This is a genomic window from Frankia sp. CoWAU3, assembly GCF_977971855.1.
The window spans coordinates 1-3,602 of the sequence record NZ_CDWWXB010000276.1; the positions used below are offsets into that span (position 1 = coordinate 1).

Consider the following 3,602-nt stretch of genomic DNA (forward strand, 5'->3'; position numbering starts at 1 on the left):
CATTTCGTCGGTCCCCGCCGTTTGTCGGTCCCCGCCGGCTCGTGCCGGGCCGCCGCCGGCACCCGGTCAGGGAGGCCGGTCACACCCCGAACGCCCGTGCCAGCCGCGTCAACCCCTCCGTGATCTCCGCCGGTGGGTGCGTGGTGAAGGACAGGCGCAGCGTCGCGGGGTCCGGCGGTCCCGCGAAAAAAGGCCCCGCGAAAAAAGGAGTACCGGGAACGTAGGCCGCGTCGTGCTCCACCACGCCGGGCAGCAGGGCGGTGGCGTCGTGACCATCGGGGAGGCGGGCCCAGACGAACATGCCGCCCTCGGGCCGGTTCCGCTGCTCCCGGGCGGCAGCGCCCAGGCGAGTCCGTCGAGGAGCGCGTCGTGGCGTTCGCGGTAGGCGGCGCACATCCGCGTGATGTGCAGGTCGGGGTCGGCGTCGGCCAGATACCGGGCGCCGCAGCGGCGAGTGGAGCGGCGTTGGTCATGGCGGCTGCTCGAACTCCTTCTCCGGGTTCTCCCCGTTCACCGCGATCGTAGACGTGGTGACCTCGGGGTGTTCATGGCTCACGCGGCTGCCCGCGACTCCGCCCGCGACTCTGAGCAGGCCGAGGAGGCTGCTCGTGAACAGGCAGCGATCGGCCGACGACGTGCGTAAGACGTCCGCACGGAGAAAGCCAGGCTGCGGACCTGGACGGAATGGCGACGGGGAATGCTCCTGTCGCAGCGGTTCATGCGGAACTTATGGAACAGAAATAGAGCTCCCAGATCGCAGAGAATGCCCGCCGGCTGGACCATGACCTCGACGGTCGCGATCGGGCGGGAGATGATCAGGGGAGCGTTTCGGACATCAAACTGATACAGTCCGGCGGAGCCGGGCGTCGTCGACGCTGAGTGTCGCGCTGGTCGCCGGGAGCCGGTCACCCGGCACCGGCCAGGGTTCCTTCCCGGGAGATTTCACATGCGCAGCGCCAAGGATTTCTTCGCTCCCCTCGCGGTGGGGGCGCCACCCCCGCCTCGCGAGATCCCGTGGCGACCGTCCCGGATGATTCACTTCTTCGACCCGAGCAACGAGAAGATGGCGGCGAAGCTGCCGCATATCATCCCCCGGGTCGACGTGCTGCTCGGGAACCTCGAGGACGGCGTCCGAGCGGACAACAAGATCGTTGCCAGGGACAACCTGATAAAGATCGTCGACGGCGCGGACGTCGGTGAGACGCAGTTCTGGATCCGCCTGAACAGCCTCGACTCACCCTGGGGGCTCGACGACCTGCTCACGCTCGTGCCCGCCATCGGCGAGAATCTCGACGTGGTGATGGTGCCCAAGGTCCAGGGGGCGGAGGACATCCACTATGTGGACCGCCTCCTCGCCCAGTTGGAGGCGAAGGCCGGCCTGTCCCGGCCGGTGCTTGTCCACGCGATTCTGGAGACCGCGCGAGGGGTCGCGAACGTCGAGGAGATCTGCGCGGCAAGTCCCCGCATGCAGGGTCTGTCCCTTGGCCCGGCGGACCTGGCGGCGGATCGGCGGATGAAGACAACCCGTGTCGGCGGTGGGCACCCCGGCTACCTGGTACGCCAGGATCCGCGGCCGGACGACCCGGCTGCCGTCCGAGCCACGTTCCAGCAGGATCCCTGGCACTACACGCTCGCCCGGATGGTAGACGCCTGCGCGGCGAACGGGATCATGCCATACTACGGGCCGTTCGGTGACATCGCCGACGTCCTCGCCTGCGAGGACCAGTTCCGCAACGCGTTCCTGCTCGGGTGTGTCGGGGCGTGGTCACTGCATCCCGTCCAGATCGACATCGCGAAGAAGGTCTTCAGCCCCGAGCCCGCGGACGTCGAGTGGGCAAAGCGCGTCGTCGCGGCCATGGGCGACGGAACGGGTGCCGTGATGGTGGACGGCACGATGCAGGACGACGCCTCGGTGAAGCAGTGCCGGGTCATCCTCACGCTCGCCACTCGCCTCGCCGCCCGGGACGCACAGCTCGCGGCGGCCTACGGACTACCCGCGCCGGAGGCACGATGACCGGCACCGCGGCCCCGGGTTCCCCGGCGGGTTCCCCGTCCGCGGGCCGCCCGCCCGCCGCGTACCGTCCGCGGCGTTCCATCCTCTATATGCCCGGGGCCAACGAGCGTGCCATGGAGAAGGCCAGGAATCTGCCGGCCGACGCGCTCATCCTGGACCTCGAGGACGCGGTGGCGCCCGTCGCCAAGGAGCGCGCCCGGGAGCAGGTCTGCGCGGCGGTGGCCGACGCCGCCTACGGCCACCGGGAGATCACGGTTCGCGTCAACGCCCGCGGCAGCTCCTGGCATGCCGACGACCTGCGGGCCGCGGGACGGGTGGGCCCGGACGCCGTCGTGGTGCCGAAGGTCGAGTCGCCGTCGGACGTCCACGCGATCGAAAAAGGGCTCGAGGCGGCCGGCGCGCCGGACCGCACCATGATATGGGCGATGGTGGAGACACCTGGTGCCATCCTGCGCGTCCAGGAGATCGCCCAGGCGTCGCCCCGGCTCACCGTTCTCGTGATGGGCACCAACGACCTGGCCAACGAACTGCGTGCCGAATTCGTGCCCGGCCGCGCCCCGCTGCTGACCGGCCTGGGGCTGTGTCTGCTGGCCGCGCGCGCGAGTGGAACCGTGATCCTCGACGGTGTCTACAACGACATCCGCGACGCCGACGGCTTCGCGGCGGAATGCCGCCAGGGCCGCGAGATGGGCTTCGACGGTAAGACGCTTATCCACCCCAACCAGATCGAGACGTGTAACCGCACGTTCTCACCCACCGAGGCCCAGGTCGCGCAGGCCGCGGAGATCGTGCGGGTCTGGGAGGAGGCGCTACGCGAGGGCCGCGGAGTGGCGACCGTCGACGGCCGGCTGATCGAGAACCTGCACGTCGACAACGCGCGCCGGATTCTCGCCGTCAGCGCGGCCATCGCGGGTCTGGCCGACGGCCAGGCGGCCTCCTGACGGTGACCGTTCTGGCCGTGACCGTTCTGGCCGCTTCGACGGCTGTAGGGATGCGACAGCCTCTCCACCGCGGTGGAAGCCACCGCCGTTCCCTGCCAGCGTGATCCGGGCTCTCGGACGCTCGGACTCGCGGGCGATGTCTCCTGTCGGTCAGTGCAGGGGCCGGTGCGCGGTCTCGGGGAGCCGGCTGAAGACGACGGTGCTGACCAGGGCGACGGCGGTGACGTACCAGCCGAAGGAGGCAGCGTGGCCGATGTCCACGAGGTAGGTGGCGACGTAGGGGCCGGTGCCGCCGAAGAGGGCGACGGAGAGCGCATAGGGGAACCCGATACCGGAGCTGCGCAGGCGCGCCGGGAACAGCTCGGCGACCACCGCGCTCGAGATGCACGACCAGCAGGCGAGGAACACCAGCCCCATGATCTGAACCAGGAGCAGCCTGGTGGTCGAGCCGTCCAGTAGGGCCAGCATCGGAACCGTGCCGACCACGAAGAAGGTGCCGAAGATGAGCAGCATCGGCCGCCTGCCGACGCGGTCCGAGATCGCTCCGAAGACCGGCTGCAGGGCGAGGAAGATGGTCAGCGCGACGACACCGGAGAGTCAGGGCCGCGCAGAGATCACGCTACGTTGTGATTGGTGACGTTTTGTAG

4 protein-coding genes are annotated in these 3,602 nt (G+C 69.5%); 2 read left to right on the forward strand and 2 right to left on the reverse strand.

Features of this window, described 5'->3' with window-relative positions; all coding sequences use genetic code 11:
- Positions 1-79 precede the first annotated feature (79 nt).
- On the reverse strand, positions 80-301 hold the full coding sequence (locus tag AC08ON_RS17040; RefSeq protein ID WP_476608550.1) for a hypothetical protein: 222 nt from the start codon (positions 299-301) through the stop codon (positions 80-82).
- Between the two features lie 645 nt (positions 302-946).
- On the opposite strand from AC08ON_RS17040, the gene AC08ON_RS17045 reads away from it, so the two are divergent.
- On the forward strand, positions 947-2,014 hold the full coding sequence (locus AC08ON_RS17045) for an HpcH/HpaI aldolase/citrate lyase family protein (protein WP_476608549.1): 1,068 nt from the start codon (positions 947-949) through the stop codon (positions 2,012-2,014).
- Positions 2,011-2,955 (forward strand): HpcH/HpaI aldolase/citrate lyase family protein, encoded by a 945-nt coding sequence (locus AC08ON_RS17050; RefSeq protein WP_476608548.1) that lies wholly within the window; start codon positions 2,011-2,013, stop codon positions 2,953-2,955. Before AC08ON_RS17045 ends, AC08ON_RS17050 begins: the two co-directional genes overlap by 4 nt.
- Positions 2,956-3,105: 150 nt before the next feature.
- On the opposite strand, the gene AC08ON_RS17055 is transcribed toward AC08ON_RS17050, so the two are convergent.
- Positions 3,106-3,534: an MFS transporter gene (locus tag AC08ON_RS17055; RefSeq protein WP_476617336.1), complete on the reverse strand. Its 429-nt coding sequence runs from the start codon at positions 3,532-3,534 to the stop codon at positions 3,106-3,108.
- Between the last annotated feature and the right edge of the window lie 68 nt (positions 3,535-3,602).